We start from the raw sequence: 15604 nt of genomic DNA, 5'->3' as shown, positions 1-15604 counted from the left end.
AACCGTTTCACGGGAAAGTAAACAGCCCTTCCGGGCTCTTTTTGAACTGGCCTTTAAGCAAAAACCCCGGCACGGTGGCCGGGGTTTTGTGGGTTTGTCTGTCCGGATTCGCCTGCTCCAGGCGGCGGTCTGCGAGGCGCTCACCCCGCGCGGCGCGCCTCCACCTGCTTCAGTACCTCGTCGACGATCTGCTCGGGCGTGAGCTCGATGCTCACCGTGACGGCCTCGTCCGGCCCCGGCTCTTCGAGCGTATCGAGCTGGCTCTGCAGCAGCGACGGATCGAAAAAGTGGCCCGTGCGCGAAGCAAGACGCTCGTGCAGCACCTCGAACGAGCCCTTCAGATAGACAAAGCACACGTCGCGGTCGGTGCCGCGCAGGATGTCGCGGTACGAGCGCTTGAGCGAGGAGCACGTGAACACGGCCGTCTCGTGCGCGCGCTGCTTTTCCTCGATGGCCGCGCGAATCGTGCGCAGCCAGGGCCAGCGGTCTTCGTCGGTGAGCGGAATGCCATCGTGCATCTTCTTCTTGTTGGCTTCGCTGTGAAAAGCGTCACCGTCGGTGAAGCCGCAGTGCAGGCGCTCGGCCAGCATTTCGCCAATGCGGGTCTTGCCCGCGCCCGACACACCCATTGCGATCAGAATCATTTAATGCTCCAGCTGTTACAGCACGGCCGCCAGGGCGAAAGTCAGCCCGAGGCCCAGCAGCGAAATAATGGTCTCGCACAGCGACCACGTCTTGAACGTCTGCCCGACGGTCATGCCGAAATACTCCTTGATCAGCCAGAAACCGCCGTCGTTGACGTGCGAAAAAATCAGCGAGCCCGAGCCCGTCGCCAGCACGAGCAGTTCGGGGCGCACCGCCATGCCGCCCGCGGCGGCAACTGGCGCGACGATGCCGCAGGCCGTCGTCATGGCGACGGTGGCCGAACCCGTCGCAAGACGGATCAGCGCCGCGACGAACCAGCCGAACAGGAGCGGCGACAGATGCGCCGACTGCGCCACGCCCACGATCTCCTTCGAAATGCCGCTGTCCATCAGCACGCGGCCGAACCCGCCCCCCGCGCCGACGATCAGCGTAATGCCCGCGATCGGCGCGAGGCAGTCGCCGCAGAACTTCTGGATCTGCTCGCGCGTGAAGCCGCGCTGCGCGCCAAACGTCCAGAAGCTCACGAGCACGGCTATCAGCAGCGCAACGTCGGACGTGCCGACGAAATGCAGGAGGTTGTTCGGCAGCGTCTTCGGCGCGAACACGAGGTCGGCCCAACTGCCGATCAGCATGAGGATCACGGGCAGCAGGATCGTGAAGAGCGTGATGCCGAAGCCGGGCAGCTCGCTGTCGGCCTTGAGCTTCACGCCGGAGATGAACTGCGCCGCGAGCGGATTGTTCTCCGGCAGCTTGATCGTGCGGTGAACGAGCAACGCGAACAGCGGACCCGCGACGATCGCAGTCGGGATGCCCACGATCAAACCGTAGGCGATAGTCCTGCCGATATCCGCGTGATAGGCCTGCACGGCGAGCAGCGCGGCCGGATGCGGCGGAATCAGGCCATGCACGACCGAAAGGCCCGCGACCATCGGCAGGCCGACCAGCAGCAGCGACTTGCCAGTGCGCTTCGCGACGTTGAACGCGATGGGAATGAGCAGCACGAAGCCGACCTCGAAGAACACCGGCAAGCCGACGATGATCGCGACGAACATCATCGCCCAGTGGATGTTCTTCTCGCCGAACCAGCTGATCAGCGTCGTGGCGATGCGTTCGGCGCCGCCCGACTCGGCCATCATCTTGCCGAGCATCGTGCCGAGGCCGACCACGATGGCGATATGGCCGAGCGTATTGCCGTTGCCGGTTTCGAACGATTTGACGATCTGATCCATCGGCATGCCGACGGCAAGGCCGAGCAGCAGCGAAACGATGATCAGAACGAGGAACGGATAAACCTTGAAGCGCGTGATCAAAAGAATCAGCGCGGCGATCGCGATGACCGCGTAGATCAGCAGCATGCTGCCGTGGGCCACTCCCATGGGGTTGTTCTCCGGGTGGATTTGTTCGAAACGTGTCCGCCGCGGCTCGGGGCGGACCGCGCCGGCCTCGGCAGGGCGACTGGGGCCGGCATTGTAATGAGGTTATAGCGGCTTTCGCGGCGGCGCGGGTAAAAAATGAGCCGCGCGGGGCGTGAACCTCGCGCGGCTCGTCTTGCTGGCCTTATGTTGCCGGCCTTATGTTGCAGCCCCTGTCTTGCCGGGCTTTGCGCAACCGCCTGCAGTCCGTCCGCGGCCCGCGTCAGCGCGCCGGGCGCGACAGCTCGCTTGCGGCGCGCGCGAGGCGCGTCACTTCCGCCCAATCCTGTGCGGCCACCGCCGCTTTCGGCGTGAGCCACGAACCGCCCACGCACACCACGTTCGGCAGCGCGAGGAAGTTCGTCGCGGTTTCGGCGCTGATGCCGCCCGTCGGGCAGAACTTGAGCGTCGGGAACGGGCCGTGGAATGCCTGCAGCATCGGAATGCCGCCCGCCGGCACGGCCGGGAAGAACTTGACGATCTCGTAACCCAGCTCCATCGCCGTGATGATGTCGGACGGCGTCATGACGCCCGGCAGCAGCGGCAAGCCCGCGTCGAGCGAGGCCTGGTGCATCTCGCGCGTGAGGCCGGGCGATACGCCGAACTGCGCGCCGGCCTTCTTCGCGAGCGCGCAATGCTCGGGCTTCGTGATCGTGCCCACGCCCACCACGATATCCGACGCGATCTGCGCCGCGCGCTCGATCGCTTCGAGACCGGCCGCCGTGCGCAGCGTGATTTCGAGCACCTTGACGCCGCCCGCGTGCAGCGCGCGCGAGACGTGCTCGCCCTGCTCGGCGGTGTCGAAGGCGAGCACCGGAATCACCGGACCGAGGCGGACGATATCGGCTACCGTTTTTGTTGCCATGTTCAAGCTCCTTGATGTTGCGTTGCTTTGACCGGTGCAGCGGCAGCCGGCGCGTGACCGGTTTCGCCAACGAGCGACCCGAACACTCCCGCGCCGAGTTCCGCGGGCGCGGCGGCGGCCCGGAACACGCCGAACAGTTCACGCCCGAAGCCTACCTCGTTGCTTTCCTGGTGCGCGGGCTGCGCGACCGGGCGGGCGTCCCACCCGGCGGCATCGGCTTCAACGTCGAGCACGCCTTCCACGGCATCGATCACGATCATGTCGCCGTCGCGCACCTTGCCGATCGGGCCTTGCAGCAGCGTTTCCGGCGAAACGTGGATCACGGCGGGCACCTTGCCCGACGCGCCCGACATGCGCCCATCGGTCACGAGCGCGACGTGAAAGCCCTTGTCCTGCAGCACGCCGAGGAGCGGCGTGAGACGGTGCAGCTCCGGCATGCCGTTGGCACGTGCGCCCTGGAAGCGCACGACGGCCACGAAGTCACGCTCGAGCTGGCCATTGTCGAACGCTTCCTGCACGGCTTCCTGCGAATCGAACACGACGGCGGGCGCACGCACCTTGCGGCGCTCCGGCGCCACCGCCGAAACCTTGATCACGCCGCGGCCCAAGCGCCCCTGCATGAGCCGCAGGCCGCCGTCCGGCTGGAACGGTTCGGCGAGCGCGCGCAGCACGTTCGTATCCGCGCTCTTTTCCACCGCATCGACCCACGTGAGCTTGCCATCGAGCAACTTCGGCTCCTGAGTGTAATGGCGCAGGCCCTCGCCCGCCACGGTCTTCACGTCTTCGTGCAGCAGGCCGCCGTCGAGCAGCTCGCGCACGAGGAACGCAACGCCGCCGGCCGCGTGGAAGTGGTTCACGTCGGCCTTGCCGTTCGGATAGACGCGCGCGAGCAGCGGCACCGCCTGCGAAAGCGTGTCGAAGTCGTCCCAGTCGATCAGGACGCCGGCCGCGCGCGCCATGGCCACGAGGTGCATCGTGTGATTGGTCGACCCGCCCGTGGCCAGCAGCGCGACGATGCCGTTGACGATCGCCTTTTCGTCGACCACGTGGCCAATGGGCGTGTAGTTGCCGCGCTCCACCGTGAGGTCGAGCACGCGGCGCGCGGCCGCGGCCGTGAGTTCGTCGCGCAGCGGCGTGTACGGATGAACGAATGCCGAGCCCGGCAGATGCAGGCCCATCACTTCCATCAGCATCTGGTTGCTGTTGGCGGTGCCGTAGAACGTGCAGGTGCCCTGGCCGTGGTAGGCCGCGGCCTCGGATTCGAGCAGCGCGTCGCGGCCGCATTCGCCGGTGGCGAACTGCTGGCGCACCTTCGCCTTGGCGTCGTTCGAGATGCCGCTCGTCATCGGGCCCGCCGGCACGAAGATCGTGGGCAGATGGCCGAACTGGAGCGCCCCGATCAGGAGGCCCGGCACGATCTTGTCGCAAATGCCGAGGCACAGGGCCGCGTCGAACATGTTGTGCGTGAGCGCGACGGCCGTGCTCATCGCGATCACCTCGCGCGAGAAGAGCGACAGCTCCATGCCGGCGTTGCCCTGCGTGACGCCGTCGCACATTGCCGGCACGCCGCCGGCGAACTGCGCGATGCCGCCGTTCTCGCGGGCAGCCTGCTTGATGAGATCCGGGTAATTCTTGTAGGGCGCGTGCGCCGAGAGCATCTCGTTGTACGCCGAGACGATGCCGATGTTCGGTTCGCGGACCGCCTTGATCGCGATTTTGTCCCGCCCCTCGACGGCGGCGAAGCCATGCGCGAGATTCGCGCAGGACAGCGCGCCGCGTGCCGGGAAACGGTCCTGTGCCGCAGCCACGCGCGCGAGATAGGCCTCACGCGTCGGCTTGCTGCGCTCGATCACGCGCTGCGTGACCTTCATCAACTGCGAATGCGGGGACACCATTGAATCTCCTTCCTTCTTCGTCTCGGCGGACTGTGGGGGCCGGATCAGGCGGTCCGGTCAGCGTTGGAGGCGATGTTAGTAGAAAAACTACACGATCGCAATCCCGGTTAGCCCTGGTCAATGCTTCAGATAGATAAGCAAATTTCGGCAATATCTAGCCATTCCCGGCGGCCCCGCAGGGAAGACATTGCCAGTTCGGTCGACGTGATGTAGTTTTTGTACATATCCTCCGATCCGCTATAGTCCCCGGATCTTCCAGCATAGTGCGAGTTTCCCGATGCTGCTGTCCCAGGTGAAAGCCATGCGCGAGCAGTTGCGCCCTTCCGAGCGCAAGCTTGCCGACTACGTTGTCGAGGCGCCCCGCGAGGTGCTCGACCTCTCGATGACCGAGGTTGCGCTGCGGGCGGGCGTCAGCCAGCCGACGATCGCGCGGTTTTGCCACGCGTTGGGGTTCTCGGGTTTCCGGGAGTTCAAGATTCGTCTCGCGCAGGCCGTGGCGGCCGACCTGCCGCCGGCCGTCTATCGCGACGTGCGCCCCGACGAGCCGGTGCCGGGCGTCGCGGCCAAGGTGCTCGACCGCACGATCGGCGCGCTGCTCCAGGTACGCAACAACCTCTCCACCGACGCGCTCGCCAACGCCATCACGTTGCTCGCGCAGGCGTCGCGCATCGAGTTTTACGGCGCAGGCGGCTCGGGCATCGCCGCGCAGGACATGCAGCACAAATTCTTCCGCCTCGGCATGCCGAGCGTCGCCTATTCGGATCCGCAGACGTTTCTGATGTCGGCGGCACTGCTCGGACCTGGCGACGTGGTCGTCACGATCTCGAATACAGGGCGCACGCGCGACGTCGTCGACGCGGCGCGCACGGCGCTCGACCGCGGCGCGAAGGTGATTGCCATCACGCACGGCACCTCGCCGCTCGCACGCCTAGCGACAGTCGGCCTCCATGCCAATGTGGACGAAGACACCGATGTCTTCTCGCCGATGACCTCGCGCACCTCGCATCTGGCGATCGGCGACATCCTCGCCGTGGGTGTCGCGCTGCAGCGCGGGCCGGAACTGGCCGAAAAGCTTGCCGACGCGAAAGAGATCATTGCGCGAAGACGCCTCGATCCGATCGGTTGAGGCTGACAGCTTTTACGAACTTTTCCTATATCTGTAGGAAACGACTCTGACTACAGTAGAGGCATTGGGAACACAGATCCCCGGCTTCAGCGTCGTGCCATCCGCGCACATCTCGCATTCTTCTGCCAGATATCCGCCGACTTGCCCTGGACAGCGTCCCGTCCCCTCGAACCCAATGTTTCGAGGGCTTGTCGAAGGAACTCTCATGAAACGCATTCTGATTCTCGCCGTCGCGGGCGGACTCGCCACGACGGCGCTCGCCGCCGCCAGGTACGATACCGACAACCCGGTTTCCGAAAGGATTCAGGTCGAACTGCTCGAACAACAGTGGACCCACGCCGCCTCGACCGGCGATCGTCCGATGCTCAACGATCTGCTGGACGATAAGTTCTTCGAAGTATTTCCCGGCGACGTGCGCCGGACCAGGCAAGATCTGCTGGCGGCTGCCCCGCTGCCGCCGGGCAGTTCGCAAGTGCTGGAAGACGTACGTGTCCAGGTGCTGGGCGACGTGGCCGTGGCAACGGGCGTCAACCGCTATACGCCGGCAGCCGGCTACAAGGCGATCGAATATCGCTTCACCGACGTATTCGTGAAACGCGACGAGGGATGGCGGGTCGTGGCGGCGCGCCTGCTTCGCAAGGGTGCGGACTCGGCCTGAGCGCCGCGCCTGCCGGGGCGAGGCCACCCAGGATCAGAAGGGCTTGATCACGGCCAGCGCCACGGCGGCCAGCATGCCGAGAACCGGCAGTTCGTTGAACAGGCGATACCACTTGTCCGACCGGCGGTTCTCGCCGCGCTCGAAGGTCTTCAGCAGGCGGCCGCACCAGGCGTGGTAAGCGACAAGCAGCACCACGACGCCGACCTTCGCATGGATCCAGCCCTGGCCGCGCCCGATCCCCACCACGAGCCACAGCCACAAGCCGCACAGCAGCGCCGGCACGGCGATCAGCGTCATGAAGCGATAGAGCTTGCGAGCCATGAAGAGCAGGCGCTTGATCGCCGCGGGCTCCGTTTCCATCGCGAGATTCACGAAGATGCGCGGCAGGTAGAACAGACCGGCAAACCACGAAGCGATCAGTACGATGTGAAACGTCTTGACCCAGAGCATCGACATCCTTTGTTCTTGTTGAGGTTCCGTTGGGCGTTAAGTTGACGCATCGGCAACGTGGCGCGTCCCGTCCGGGGCCGCGCCGTCGCGCACGACTATTGCCGGCCTTCGCCGTGGCCGAGCACGACGTACTTCAGCGAAGTCAGCCCTTCAAGGCCGACCGGCCCGCGCGCGTGCAGCTTGTCGTTCGAAATGCCGATTTCCGCGCCAAGGCCGAATTCGAAGCCGTCCGCGAAGCGCGTCGAGGCATTCACCATCACGCTCGCCGAGTCCACCTCGCGCAAGAAGCGCATGGCGCGATCGTGGTCTTCCGTGACGATCGCATCGGTATGGTGCGAGCCGTAGGCGTTGATGTGCTCGACCGCCTCGTCGAGGTGGTCCACCACCTTGATCGCCAGAACCGGCGCCAGGTATTCCGTGCGCCAGTCCTCCTCGGTCGCGTCGACGAGCGGGCCCACGCCCGCATCCGCCAGAATCGCGCGCGCGGTCGGGTCGACACGCAGCTCCACGTCCTTGTCGCGATAGAGCCGGCCAAGCGGCGGCAGCACGTCATGCGCGATGCCGCGCGCGACGAGCAGCGTCTCCATCGTGTTGCAGGTGCCGTAGCGGTGGGTCTTGGCGTTGTCGCAGACGTTGAGCGCCTTCGCGAGGTCGGCTCGATCGTCCACGTAGACGTGGCAGATGCCGTCCAGATGCTTGATCATCGGCACGCGCGCCTCGGCCATCAGGCGCTCGATCAGGCTCTTGCCGCCGCGCGGCACGATCACGTCCACGTACTCCGTCATCGTGATGAGCTTGCCCACCGCCGCGCGGTCGGCGGTTTCGACCACCTGCACCGCGTCCTGCGGCAGCCCCGCCGCCGCCAGCCCTTCGCCGATCAGCTTCGCGAGCGCCGTATTGCATTCGAGCGCCTCGGAACCGCCACGCAGGATCGTTGCGTTGCCCGACTTCAGGCACAGCGCAGCGGCGTCGATCGTCACGTTCGGGCGAGATTCGTAAATGATGCCGATCACCCCCAGCGGCACGCGCATCTGGCCCACCTGGATACCGCTCGGGCGAAACTTGAGGTTGCCGATCTCGCCGATGAGGTCCGGCAGCGCCGCGACCTGGCGCAGGCCTTCGACCATCGTTTTCAGTGCCTTGTCCGAGAGCGTGAGGCGGTCGATGAAGGCCGCATCGTGGCCCTTGTCCCGCGCGCGCGCGAGGTCACGTGCATTCGCGTCCTTGAGCGCTTGCGCATCGCGCTCGACGGCCTTCGCCACGGCTTCCAGCGCGGCATTCTTCGCGGCGGTCGACGCTCGTGCCATGGCGCGCGAGGCACGGCGGGCGCGGCGGCCCAGATCGGTCATGTACTGGTCGATATCCATCATGGTGTCTTGTGTGATGCGACGCGCCCGGCGTTGGGATGCCCCGTCTGAAGCAGGCGCGGAATTTTAATTGTAAGGCCAGTCCGTCGGATCTGTCTGGCCGGCCCCAAGACGCGGCGCCGGCAGCCAACCGACGCACACCGCCCACAGATTCGAAGCAGGTGCCGGCGGCAAGACCCGGCGAGCCTTCGCGGCTCAGCCTGGCCGGCGCGTCGGCCCCGCGGTCGGCGGTCGGCCGCCCATGCCGGCTGGCTGGGCACGGCTCGCAGAAGCGGCAGCGCCGGCTGCGACGGGTCGAGTCGACGCCCCCGCATCGCGCGGCGCGGCAACGGTCATGGCAAGCTCGAAGAGGCCATCCCAGGCATCGGGCGGCAGCGCGTTGCGCCATTCGCCCCGCGCCTGCGCAGTGAGCCCCTTCACCTGGCGATCGAGTCGCGCCGCGAGTGTCAGTCCGCGCTCGAGCACTGCCTCGGTGAGACGCGAAAGCGCCGGGCCGATCAGCCGCTCGCGCGGCCCCCAGACGCGGTTCTCGCGCAGCAGCATGGCGAGCGGCTTGCCGGCGGCGACGCCGCGTTTGATCCGCAGCAGCGTGCGGATCTCTTCGACGACGGCCCACAGCACGAGCACCGAAGCCTCGCCCTCGCCGCGCAGGCCGTCGAGCATGCGCGCGAGCCGGCCGACATCGCCGGTCAGCATCGCTTCGTTGAGCTTGAAAACGTCGTAGCGCGCGACATTGAGCACGGCGTCGTGAATCTGCTCGAAGCTCAGTACGCCTTGGGGATACAGCAGGCCGAGTTTCTGGATTTCCTGATGGGCCGCGAGCAGATTGCCTTCCACGCGTTCCGCGACGAATTGCAGTGCGCGCCGCCCGTCCTCGCCCGGCGCGACACGCTGTCCTTGCTGCGCGAGGCGCTGGCCGATCCAGTTCGGCAGTTGCGCACGCTCGACCGGATCGATCTTCAGCGCGACACCGCTCTCCGCGAGCGCCGTGAACCATGCCGACTTCTGCGTGGCGGCGTCGAGGCGCGGCAGCGTGACGAGCGTGAGCACGTCGGGATTCGCGGCTCCAGCGAGGGTCTTCAGCGCCTCAGCGCCTTCCTTGCCCGGCTTGCCCGACGGAATGCGCAACTCGACCAGTTGGCGATCGCCGAAGAGCGACATCGACTGGCTCGCGCCGAGGAGCGAGCTCCAGTCGAAACCGCGCTCGACCGTGAACACGGAGCGGTCGGTGTAGCCCGCCGCGCGCGCGGCCGCGCGAATGCGGTCGCACGCCTCCTGGACGAGCAGGTGCTCGTCGCCGTAGACGACGTAGAGGCCTGCCAGGCCTCTCGCGAGATGCGGTTCGAGTCCGTCGAGTCGCAGTTGCATTGGGGATGCCGGATCGGAAGTGCGGGAATCAGAGCGGCGGCGGCGGCAGCGGCGCGCCCGGCGCGACGCCCGGCACGATCTGCTCCGGCGTCGGATGCAGCGTCTTCAGGATAGACAGCCGGCGCGTGACCTGATCGACGGCGTCGTTCTGCATGTCCGCGAAGAGGAGGTCGGATTCGCTCACCTTCGCCGTGGCGTACTGGTCGCTATACGTCATCGCGCGGTTCAGCGAGATCGTGCTCGGGCGGATCAGCACCGAACCGTCCGGCGCCGTGAGCGTGTAGTTGAGCGAATAATTGACCTGATACTCCTCGACCACACCCAGATAGTTGATCGTGAGCGTACTGAAGCCGCGCCCCTCGGAAACGTGCAGGACGGCATCGGCATTGGCCGTTGTCTGAACGACGACCGAGTCGCTACCGCCTTCGATCATGCGCGTGAGGCGCGCGGCGACGGGCGGCGAGGCGCCAACAATGGCGAGGCGCTTGAACGCGTAGTTCTGCTCGCCGCGCAACTGGAATCCGCACGCCGAAAGCATCAGCGTGCTGCCTGCCAGTAACAGAAACGATCTGCGAATCACATGAGCTCCCGGGTTCGCAACAGGTTCGTGGCCGGGGCGTTACGCGGTGCGCACCGCCCCGGCCGCATCGTATCAGGCCGCGTCAGACAACGACGTTCACGAGACGGCCCGGCACGACGATGATCTTCTTCGGCGCCCGACCTTCGGCAAACTTCGCGAACATGTCGTGCGCGAGCGCAGCCGCTTCGATCGCGTCCTTGCCTGCATCCTTCGCGACCGTCACGGCGCCGCGCACCTTGCCGTTCACCTGCAGCACGAGTTCGATCTCGGCCTGTTCGAGCGCCTTTTCGTCGACCTTCGGCCAGGGCGCGTCGAGCAGCGTGCCGTACTCGTCGGCATAACCGAGTTCTTGCCAGAGCTGGAACGTGAGGTGCGGCACGACCGGATACAGCACGCGCAGCAGCACGCCGAAGGTCTCGCGCAGGACACCGGCGCCGGCACCGCCGTTGGGTCCTTTAGCGCCTTCGATCGCGTTGAGCATCTTCATCGCGGCCGAGACCACGGTGTTGTATTGCAGACGCTGATAGTCGAAGTCGGCCTGCTTGAGCACGCCGTAGACTTCGCGGCGCAGCGCCTTTTCGACGTCCGTGACCGTGGCCGCGTCGAACGTCGCGCGCGACCTGATCGCTTCGGCGTTCGCGTAGCCGAATGCCCACACGCGGCGCAGGTAGCGGCTCGCGCCCTCCACGCCGGCGCCCGACCATTCGAGCTGCTGTTCCGGCGGCGCCGCGAACATCGTGAACAGACGTGCGGTGTCCGCACCGTAAAGGTCGATCAGCACTTGAGGATCGACGCCGTTGTTCTTCGACTTCGACATCTTCTCGACGCCGCCCAGCACCACGCTCTGACCGTCACTGTTGAGCGTCGCGCCGGTCGGACGGCCCTTGTCGTCGTGCACCACGGTCACGTCGGCCGGGTTATACCAGGTCTTCTTGCCCGCCGCATCTTCGCGGTAAAAGGTTTCGTTGAGCACCATGCCCTGCGTGAGCAGGTTCTTCGCCGGCTCGCCGAACTTCACGAGGCCGAGGTCGCGCGAGACCTTCGCCCAGAAGCGCGAGTACAGCAGGTGAAGAATGGCGTGTTCGATGCCGCCGATGTACTGGTCCATCGGCATCCAGTAGTCGGTGCGCTCGTCCACCATGGTCTTGGCATCCGGCGCCGCGTAACGGTAGAAGTACCACGACGAGTCGACGAAGGTGTCCATCGTGTCGGTTTCGCGCTTCGCATCGGCGCCGCACTTCGGGCACTTGCAGTTCAGGAAGGCTTCCGACTTTGCAAGCGGGTTGCCCGTGCCGTCCGGCACGAGGTCTTCCGGCAGCACGACCGGCAGGTCGGCTTCCGGCACCGGCACGTCGCCGCAGCTCGGGCAATGGATGATCGGGATCGGCGTGCCCCAGTAGCGCTGGCGCGAAATGCCCCAGTCGCGCAGGCGCCACGTGACCTGCTTGTCGCCGAAGCCGTGCGCCTTGAGGTCGGCCGCCACGGCGTCCACGGCCTGCTGGTAGGCAAGGCCGTCGAACTTGCCGCTGTTGATGCAAACGGCGCGATCCTTGTCGCCATACCACTCCTGCCAGCCGTCGAGCGAGTAGGTCTCGCCTTCCACGGCGATCACCTGCTTGATCGGCAGATCATATTTTTGCGCGAAGGCGAAATCGCGCTCGTCATGGCCCGGCACGCCCATCACGGCACCCTCGCCGTAGCTCATGAGCACGTAGTTGCCGATCCACACCGGCACCTGCTCGCCCGTGATCGGGTGCGTGACCGTGAAGCCCGTGGCCATGCCCTTCTTTTCCATCGTCGCCATGTCGGCTTCGGCCACGCCGCCGCGCTTGCATTCCTCGATGAACGGCAGCAGCTCGGGCTTGTCCTGCGCGAGACGCGTGGCGAGCGGATGCTCGGCCGCGATCGCGGCGAAGGTCACGCCCATGATCGTGTCGGCGCGCGTAGTAAACACGCGCAGCAGCTTCTTCTCGCCGTCGAGCTCGTACGGGAAACCGAAGTTCACGCCGAAGCTCTTGCCGATCCAGTTCTGCTGCATGATCTTCACGCGCTCGGGCCAGCCGAGGCCTTCGAGGTCGTTCAGCAGTTCATCGGCGTACTGCGTGATGCGCAGGTAGTACATCGGGATTTCGCGCTTTTCCACGAGCGCGCCCGAGCGCCAGCCGCGGCCGTCGATCACCTGCTCGTTCGCGAGCACGGTCTGATCGACCGGGTCCCAGTTCACCGTGCCGGTCTTCTTGTAGGCAATGCCCTTCTCCAGCATCTTCAGGAAGAACCACTGGTTCCACTTGTAGTAGTCGGGCTTGCAGGTGGCGATCTCGCGCGACCAGTCGATGGCGAGACCCATCGACTGCATCTGGCCCTTCATGTACGCGATGTTGTCGTACGTCCACTGCGCGGGCGGCACGCCATTGGCCATCGCCGCGTTTTCGGCGGGCATGCCGAACGCGTCCCAGCCCATCGGCATGAGCGTGTTGTAGCCGTTCATGCGCAGATAGCGGTACATCACGTCGTTGATCGTGTAGTTCCGCACGTGGCCCATGTGCAGCTTGCCCGACGGGTACGGCAGCATCGAGACGCAGTAGAACTTGGGCTTGTCGGCCTTTTCGGCCGTCCGGTAGGCGTCGCTGTCGCGCCACTCGCCTTGCGCGGCGGATTCGACGTCGGAGGGAACGTATTTTTCGAGCATGGTGTGGATGGGAACGCGGATTCTGGCGGATTCGGTGCCGGATGCACCGAGGCCGGCCGTACGTGGAGTACGTCGCGCCGGCTGGTGGCGGTGGCTATTCTGGGCCCGTTTTACAGGGAAACGTTGATTATACCGTCGAGTTGCCCGCGCTTTCCGCCTTGCGGGGTTCGGGCGCGGACAATGCGCGGCACCCATGCGCCCTGCGCTTGGGGCACGCTTGGGGCATGCTCAGGGCTTGCCGGCCGGCGGCGGCTCCGTCACGAAGCCGATACGCTCCAGGCCCGCCTGCTGGGCCGCGCCCATGACCTGGGCGATGACCTCGTAGCGCGTCTCGCGCGCGGCCCGCAATTGCAGGTCCGGCTGGGCGTCCTCGGGCGCCTTGCCCGCTGCCGCGAAACGCGCGCGCAGTTCGTCGAGCGAGATCGGCTGCGCGTTCCAGTAAAGCTTGCCGGCTGCGTCGATAGACAGCGTGACGGTCTGCGGCGTCTGCCGCGCCGGCTCGGAGGCGACCTGGGGCAGATCGAGCCGTATCGCGTGCGTGAAGAGCGGCGCGGTAATGATGAAAATGACGAGCAGCACGAGCATGACGTCGATGAGCGGCGTCATGTTGATCTCCGCCATCGGCGCCGAGTCGCACTTCCTTTCGAGTCCGCCGAATGCCATCGGATGCTCCTTCGCGTGCCTTTGCCGTGCCTTTCCCGTACCCGCGGCGGCCGTGCCGTCAGCGGGGATCCGATTCGAGCGCCGCCTCGCGCCGCGACGCCGCGCCGGCGGGCGGGCAGACATAGGCGTGCAGATCGTGCGCGAAACCGTCGAGGTCGTCGCCGAGCTGGCGCGCGAGCCGCCCCAGCACGTTGTAGGCAAGCACGGCGGGAATCGCGACGACGAGGCCGAACGCCGTCATGATGAGCGCCTCGCCAACCGGGCCGGCCACGTTCTCGATCTGCGCCTGGCCGCTTGCCGCAATGCTGCCGAGCGCGTGATAGATGCCCCAGACGGTGCCGAGCAGCCCCACGAACGGCGCCGTGCTGCCCACGGAGGCAAGCAGCACCTGGCCGAATTCGAGCCGTCGCTGCGACGCCTGAAGCGCGCCGCGCAGCGCGCGCAGTACGCGCTCGCTGCGATCCACCTTCGCGAGCAGCGCACCGGAGGTATCGGCCTCGGCGGCCGCGAACGCCGCCTCGGCGAGCGGCAGGAATACGCGCTCGCGGTCGGCGCGGCGCATCAGCGCGACGCCTTCGGCCAGCGTGCGCGCCTGCCAGAACTGCGCAACCGCGCGCGGCCCCTGGCGCTTCGCGCGCGCGAGCACCCAGCTCTTCACGAGCAGGAAGCACCAGCTCGCGACCGACATCGCCAGCAGCACCCACGCCACGGCGTGCGTGACGGCATCGCTCGTCTGCAGATAGTGGATGATTCCGGTACCCGCTGCCATCTGACCTCGCTATCCGACTTTCCGGCTGTTCTGTCATGCAGCCGGCGCGTGTCGCATCGCGCGCCGGCTTCGGTTCGACATGCTCAGCGCAGGCCGAGCACGTCCTGCATATCGTACAGCCCGCGCGCCTTGTCCTGCAGGAAGCGCGCGGCGCGCACGCTGCCCTGCGCATACGACAGGCGGCTCGACGACTTGTGCGTGATCTCGACGCGCTCGCCCGTGCCCGCGAACAGGACCGTATGGTCGCCGACAATGTCCCCGCCGCGAATCGCCGAAAAACCGATCGTCGAAGGATCGCGTTCGCCCGTTACGCCGTGGCGGCCGTACACGGCGCACTCGTCGAGACTGCGGCCCAGCGCGTGGGCCACCGCCTCGCCCATTGCGAGCGCCGTGCCCGAGGGCGCGTCGACCTTGTGGCGGTGATGCGCCTCGACGATTTCGATGTCGTAGCCAGTCGCGAAAAAACGCGCCGCGTATTCGAGCAGCTTGAGCGTCACGTTCACGCCCACGCTCATGTTGGCCGCAAAGACGATGCCGGCCTTCTCCGCCGCGGCCGCGAGCCGCGCCTTTTGCTGCGCGTCGAAACCCGTGGTGCCGATCACCATCTTCACGCCGTGCCGCTGTGCGGCGTCGAGGTGGACGAGGGTGCCCTCGGGACGCGTGAAATCGATCAGGCAATCGCTCTGCGCGAACACGGCGTCGATGTCGTCGGTAATCGGCACGCCGGTGGCCTTGCCGAGAAACGCGCCCGCGTCCTGCCCGATCGCGGCCGAGCCCTTGCGCACGAGCGCGCCCGAGAGCGTGACGTCGGGCGAATTCAGGACGGTTTCGATGAGCATCCGGCCCATGCGGCCCGACGCTCCGGCGATTGCGATTTTCATGAGTCTTCCCGGAACGAAAGCGCAGCGCCCGCAGGCAAGCGCGAGCGGTATCGACGACACAAGCGGCGCTGCGAAAAAAACACGGCGGCCCGAAGCCGCCGACTGGACACGAAGCGCGCGCCCGATGTGGGCGGCGCGGGCGGGGGGCGGGGGGGGGAAACGCAGGGCCGCCGGGTCACCCCCCCCCTCCCCCCCCCCCCCCCCCGCCCCGCCGGGGGGCCGGCCCCGGCGGGGGG

General features: G+C 66.6%; 14 protein-coding genes. 2 read left to right on the top strand and 12 right to left on the bottom strand.

The window, feature by feature from the left end; translation table 11 throughout:
• Positions 1–140: 140 nt before the first annotated feature.
• The 4 genes from V8683_RS05220 to edd all read right to left on the bottom strand — a co-directional run bounded on the left by V8683_RS05220 (position 141) and on the right by edd (position 4817).
• Positions 141–644 (bottom strand): gluconokinase, encoded by a 504-nt coding sequence (locus tag V8683_RS05220; RefSeq protein ID WP_411187077.1) that lies wholly within the window; start codon positions 642–644, stop codon positions 141–143.
• A gap of 15 nt (positions 645–659) precedes the next feature.
• Entirely contained in the window at positions 660–2021 is a 1362-nt protein-coding gene (locus tag V8683_RS05215) for a GntT/GntP/DsdX family permease (RefSeq protein ID WP_411187078.1), read from the bottom strand.
• Between the two features lie 259 nt (positions 2022–2280).
• Entirely contained in the window at positions 2281–2922 is a 642-nt protein-coding gene (gene eda / locus V8683_RS05210; protein WP_027795850.1) for a bifunctional 4-hydroxy-2-oxoglutarate aldolase/2-dehydro-3-deoxy-phosphogluconate aldolase, read from the bottom strand.
• Positions 2923–2924: 2 nt separating this feature from the next.
• The gene (edd, locus tag V8683_RS05205; RefSeq protein ID WP_411187080.1) at positions 2925–4817 is read right to left on the bottom strand and encodes a phosphogluconate dehydratase; all 1893 of its coding nucleotides are present in this window, start codon (positions 4815–4817) and stop codon (positions 2925–2927) included.
• A 277-nt stretch (positions 4818–5094) separates the two neighbouring features.
• Between edd and V8683_RS05200 the strand changes: the two genes are divergently transcribed.
• Both V8683_RS05200 and V8683_RS05195 read left to right on the top strand, forming a co-directional pair.
• Entirely contained in the window at positions 5095–5943 is an 849-nt protein-coding gene (locus V8683_RS05200) for a MurR/RpiR family transcriptional regulator (protein ID WP_411187082.1), read from the top strand.
• 205 nt (positions 5944–6148) lie between these two features.
• Positions 6149–6601, top strand: coding sequence for a nuclear transport factor 2 family protein (locus V8683_RS05195; RefSeq protein WP_411187084.1), 453 nt, complete (start codon positions 6149–6151; stop codon positions 6599–6601).
• Positions 6602–6634: 33 nt separating this feature from the next.
• Here V8683_RS05195 and V8683_RS05190 read toward each other — a convergent pair whose 3' ends face one another.
• From V8683_RS05190 to dapB, 8 genes are all read right to left on the bottom strand, one after another.
• Complete coding sequence (locus tag V8683_RS05190) at positions 6635–7057, bottom strand: CopD family protein (RefSeq protein WP_411187086.1); 423 nt, start codon at positions 7055–7057, stop codon at positions 6635–6637.
• 89 nt (positions 7058–7146) lie between these two features.
• Positions 7147–8418, bottom strand: coding sequence for a glutamate-5-semialdehyde dehydrogenase (locus V8683_RS05185; RefSeq protein ID WP_411190447.1), 1272 nt, complete (start codon positions 8416–8418; stop codon positions 7147–7149).
• A gap of 195 nt (positions 8419–8613) precedes the next feature.
• Positions 8614–9786, bottom strand: coding sequence for a DNA polymerase III subunit delta (gene holA / locus V8683_RS05180; protein ID WP_411187088.1), 1173 nt, complete (start codon positions 9784–9786; stop codon positions 8614–8616).
• A gap of 28 nt (positions 9787–9814) precedes the next feature.
• On the bottom strand, positions 9815–10366 hold the full coding sequence (locus tag V8683_RS05175) for an LPS-assembly lipoprotein LptE (RefSeq protein WP_411187090.1): 552 nt from the start codon (positions 10364–10366) through the stop codon (positions 9815–9817).
• Between the two features lie 82 nt (positions 10367–10448).
• Entirely contained in the window at positions 10449–13055 is a 2607-nt protein-coding gene (gene leuS / locus V8683_RS05170; RefSeq protein WP_411187092.1) for a leucine--tRNA ligase, read from the bottom strand.
• A gap of 228 nt (positions 13056–13283) precedes the next feature.
• Complete coding sequence (locus tag V8683_RS05165; RefSeq protein WP_411187094.1) at positions 13284–13718, bottom strand: ExbD/TolR family protein; 435 nt, start codon at positions 13716–13718, stop codon at positions 13284–13286.
• Between the two features lie 58 nt (positions 13719–13776).
• A complete protein-coding gene (locus V8683_RS05160) occupies positions 13777–14487 on the bottom strand; it encodes a MotA/TolQ/ExbB proton channel family protein (protein WP_411187096.1) in 711 nt (236 codons plus the stop codon).
• An 83-nt stretch (positions 14488–14570) separates the two neighbouring features.
• Positions 14571–15368 carry a 4-hydroxy-tetrahydrodipicolinate reductase gene (gene dapB / locus V8683_RS05155; RefSeq protein WP_411187098.1) on the bottom strand — a complete coding sequence of 266 codons (798 nt, stop codon included), beginning with the start codon at positions 15366–15368 and terminating at the stop codon, positions 14571–14573.
• Between the last annotated feature and the right edge of the window lie 236 nt (positions 15369–15604).

The sequence above is a fragment of the Paraburkholderia sp. AV2 genome (genome assembly GCF_054968425.1).
This window is presented reverse-complemented; position numbering and strand designations above follow the sequence as displayed.

Excerpts from the sequence above, each read along its gene's own strand:
- V8683_RS05195 (WP_411187084.1), top strand. The coding sequence starts at position 6,149 with ATGAAACGCATTCTGATTCTCGCCGTCGCGGGCGGACTCGCCACGACG.
- holA (WP_411187088.1), bottom strand. The coding sequence starts at position 9,786 with ATGCAACTGCGACTCGACGGACTCGAACCGCATCTCGCGAGAGGCCTG.
- V8683_RS05165 (WP_411187094.1), bottom strand. The coding sequence starts at position 13,718 with ATGGCATTCGGCGGACTCGAAAGGAAGTGCGACTCGGCGCCGATGGCG.
- V8683_RS05215 (WP_411187078.1), bottom strand. The coding sequence starts at position 2,021 with ATGGGAGTGGCCCACGGCAGCATGCTGCTGATCTACGCGGTCATCGCG.
- V8683_RS05190 (WP_411187086.1), bottom strand. The coding sequence starts at position 7,057 with ATGTCGATGCTCTGGGTCAAGACGTTTCACATCGTACTGATCGCTTCG.
- V8683_RS05160 (WP_411187096.1), bottom strand. The coding sequence starts at position 14,487 with ATGGCAGCGGGTACCGGAATCATCCACTATCTGCAGACGAGCGATGCC.
- leuS (WP_411187092.1), bottom strand. The coding sequence starts at position 13,055 with ATGCTCGAAAAATACGTTCCCTCCGACGTCGAATCCGCCGCGCAAGGC.
- V8683_RS05185 (WP_411190447.1), bottom strand. The coding sequence starts at position 8,418 with ATGGATATCGACCAGTACATGACCGATCTGGGCCGCCGCGCCCGCCGT.
- V8683_RS05200 (WP_411187082.1), top strand. The coding sequence starts at position 5,095 with ATGCTGCTGTCCCAGGTGAAAGCCATGCGCGAGCAGTTGCGCCCTTCC.
- V8683_RS05220 (WP_411187077.1), bottom strand. The coding sequence starts at position 644 with ATGATTCTGATCGCAATGGGTGTGTCGGGCGCGGGCAAGACCCGCATT.
- eda (WP_027795850.1), bottom strand. The coding sequence starts at position 2,922 with ATGGCAACAAAAACGGTAGCCGATATCGTCCGCCTCGGTCCGGTGATT.
- edd (WP_411187080.1), bottom strand. The coding sequence starts at position 4,817 with ATGGTGTCCCCGCATTCGCAGTTGATGAAGGTCACGCAGCGCGTGATC.
- dapB (WP_411187098.1), bottom strand. The coding sequence starts at position 15,368 with ATGAAAATCGCAATCGCCGGAGCGTCGGGCCGCATGGGCCGGATGCTC.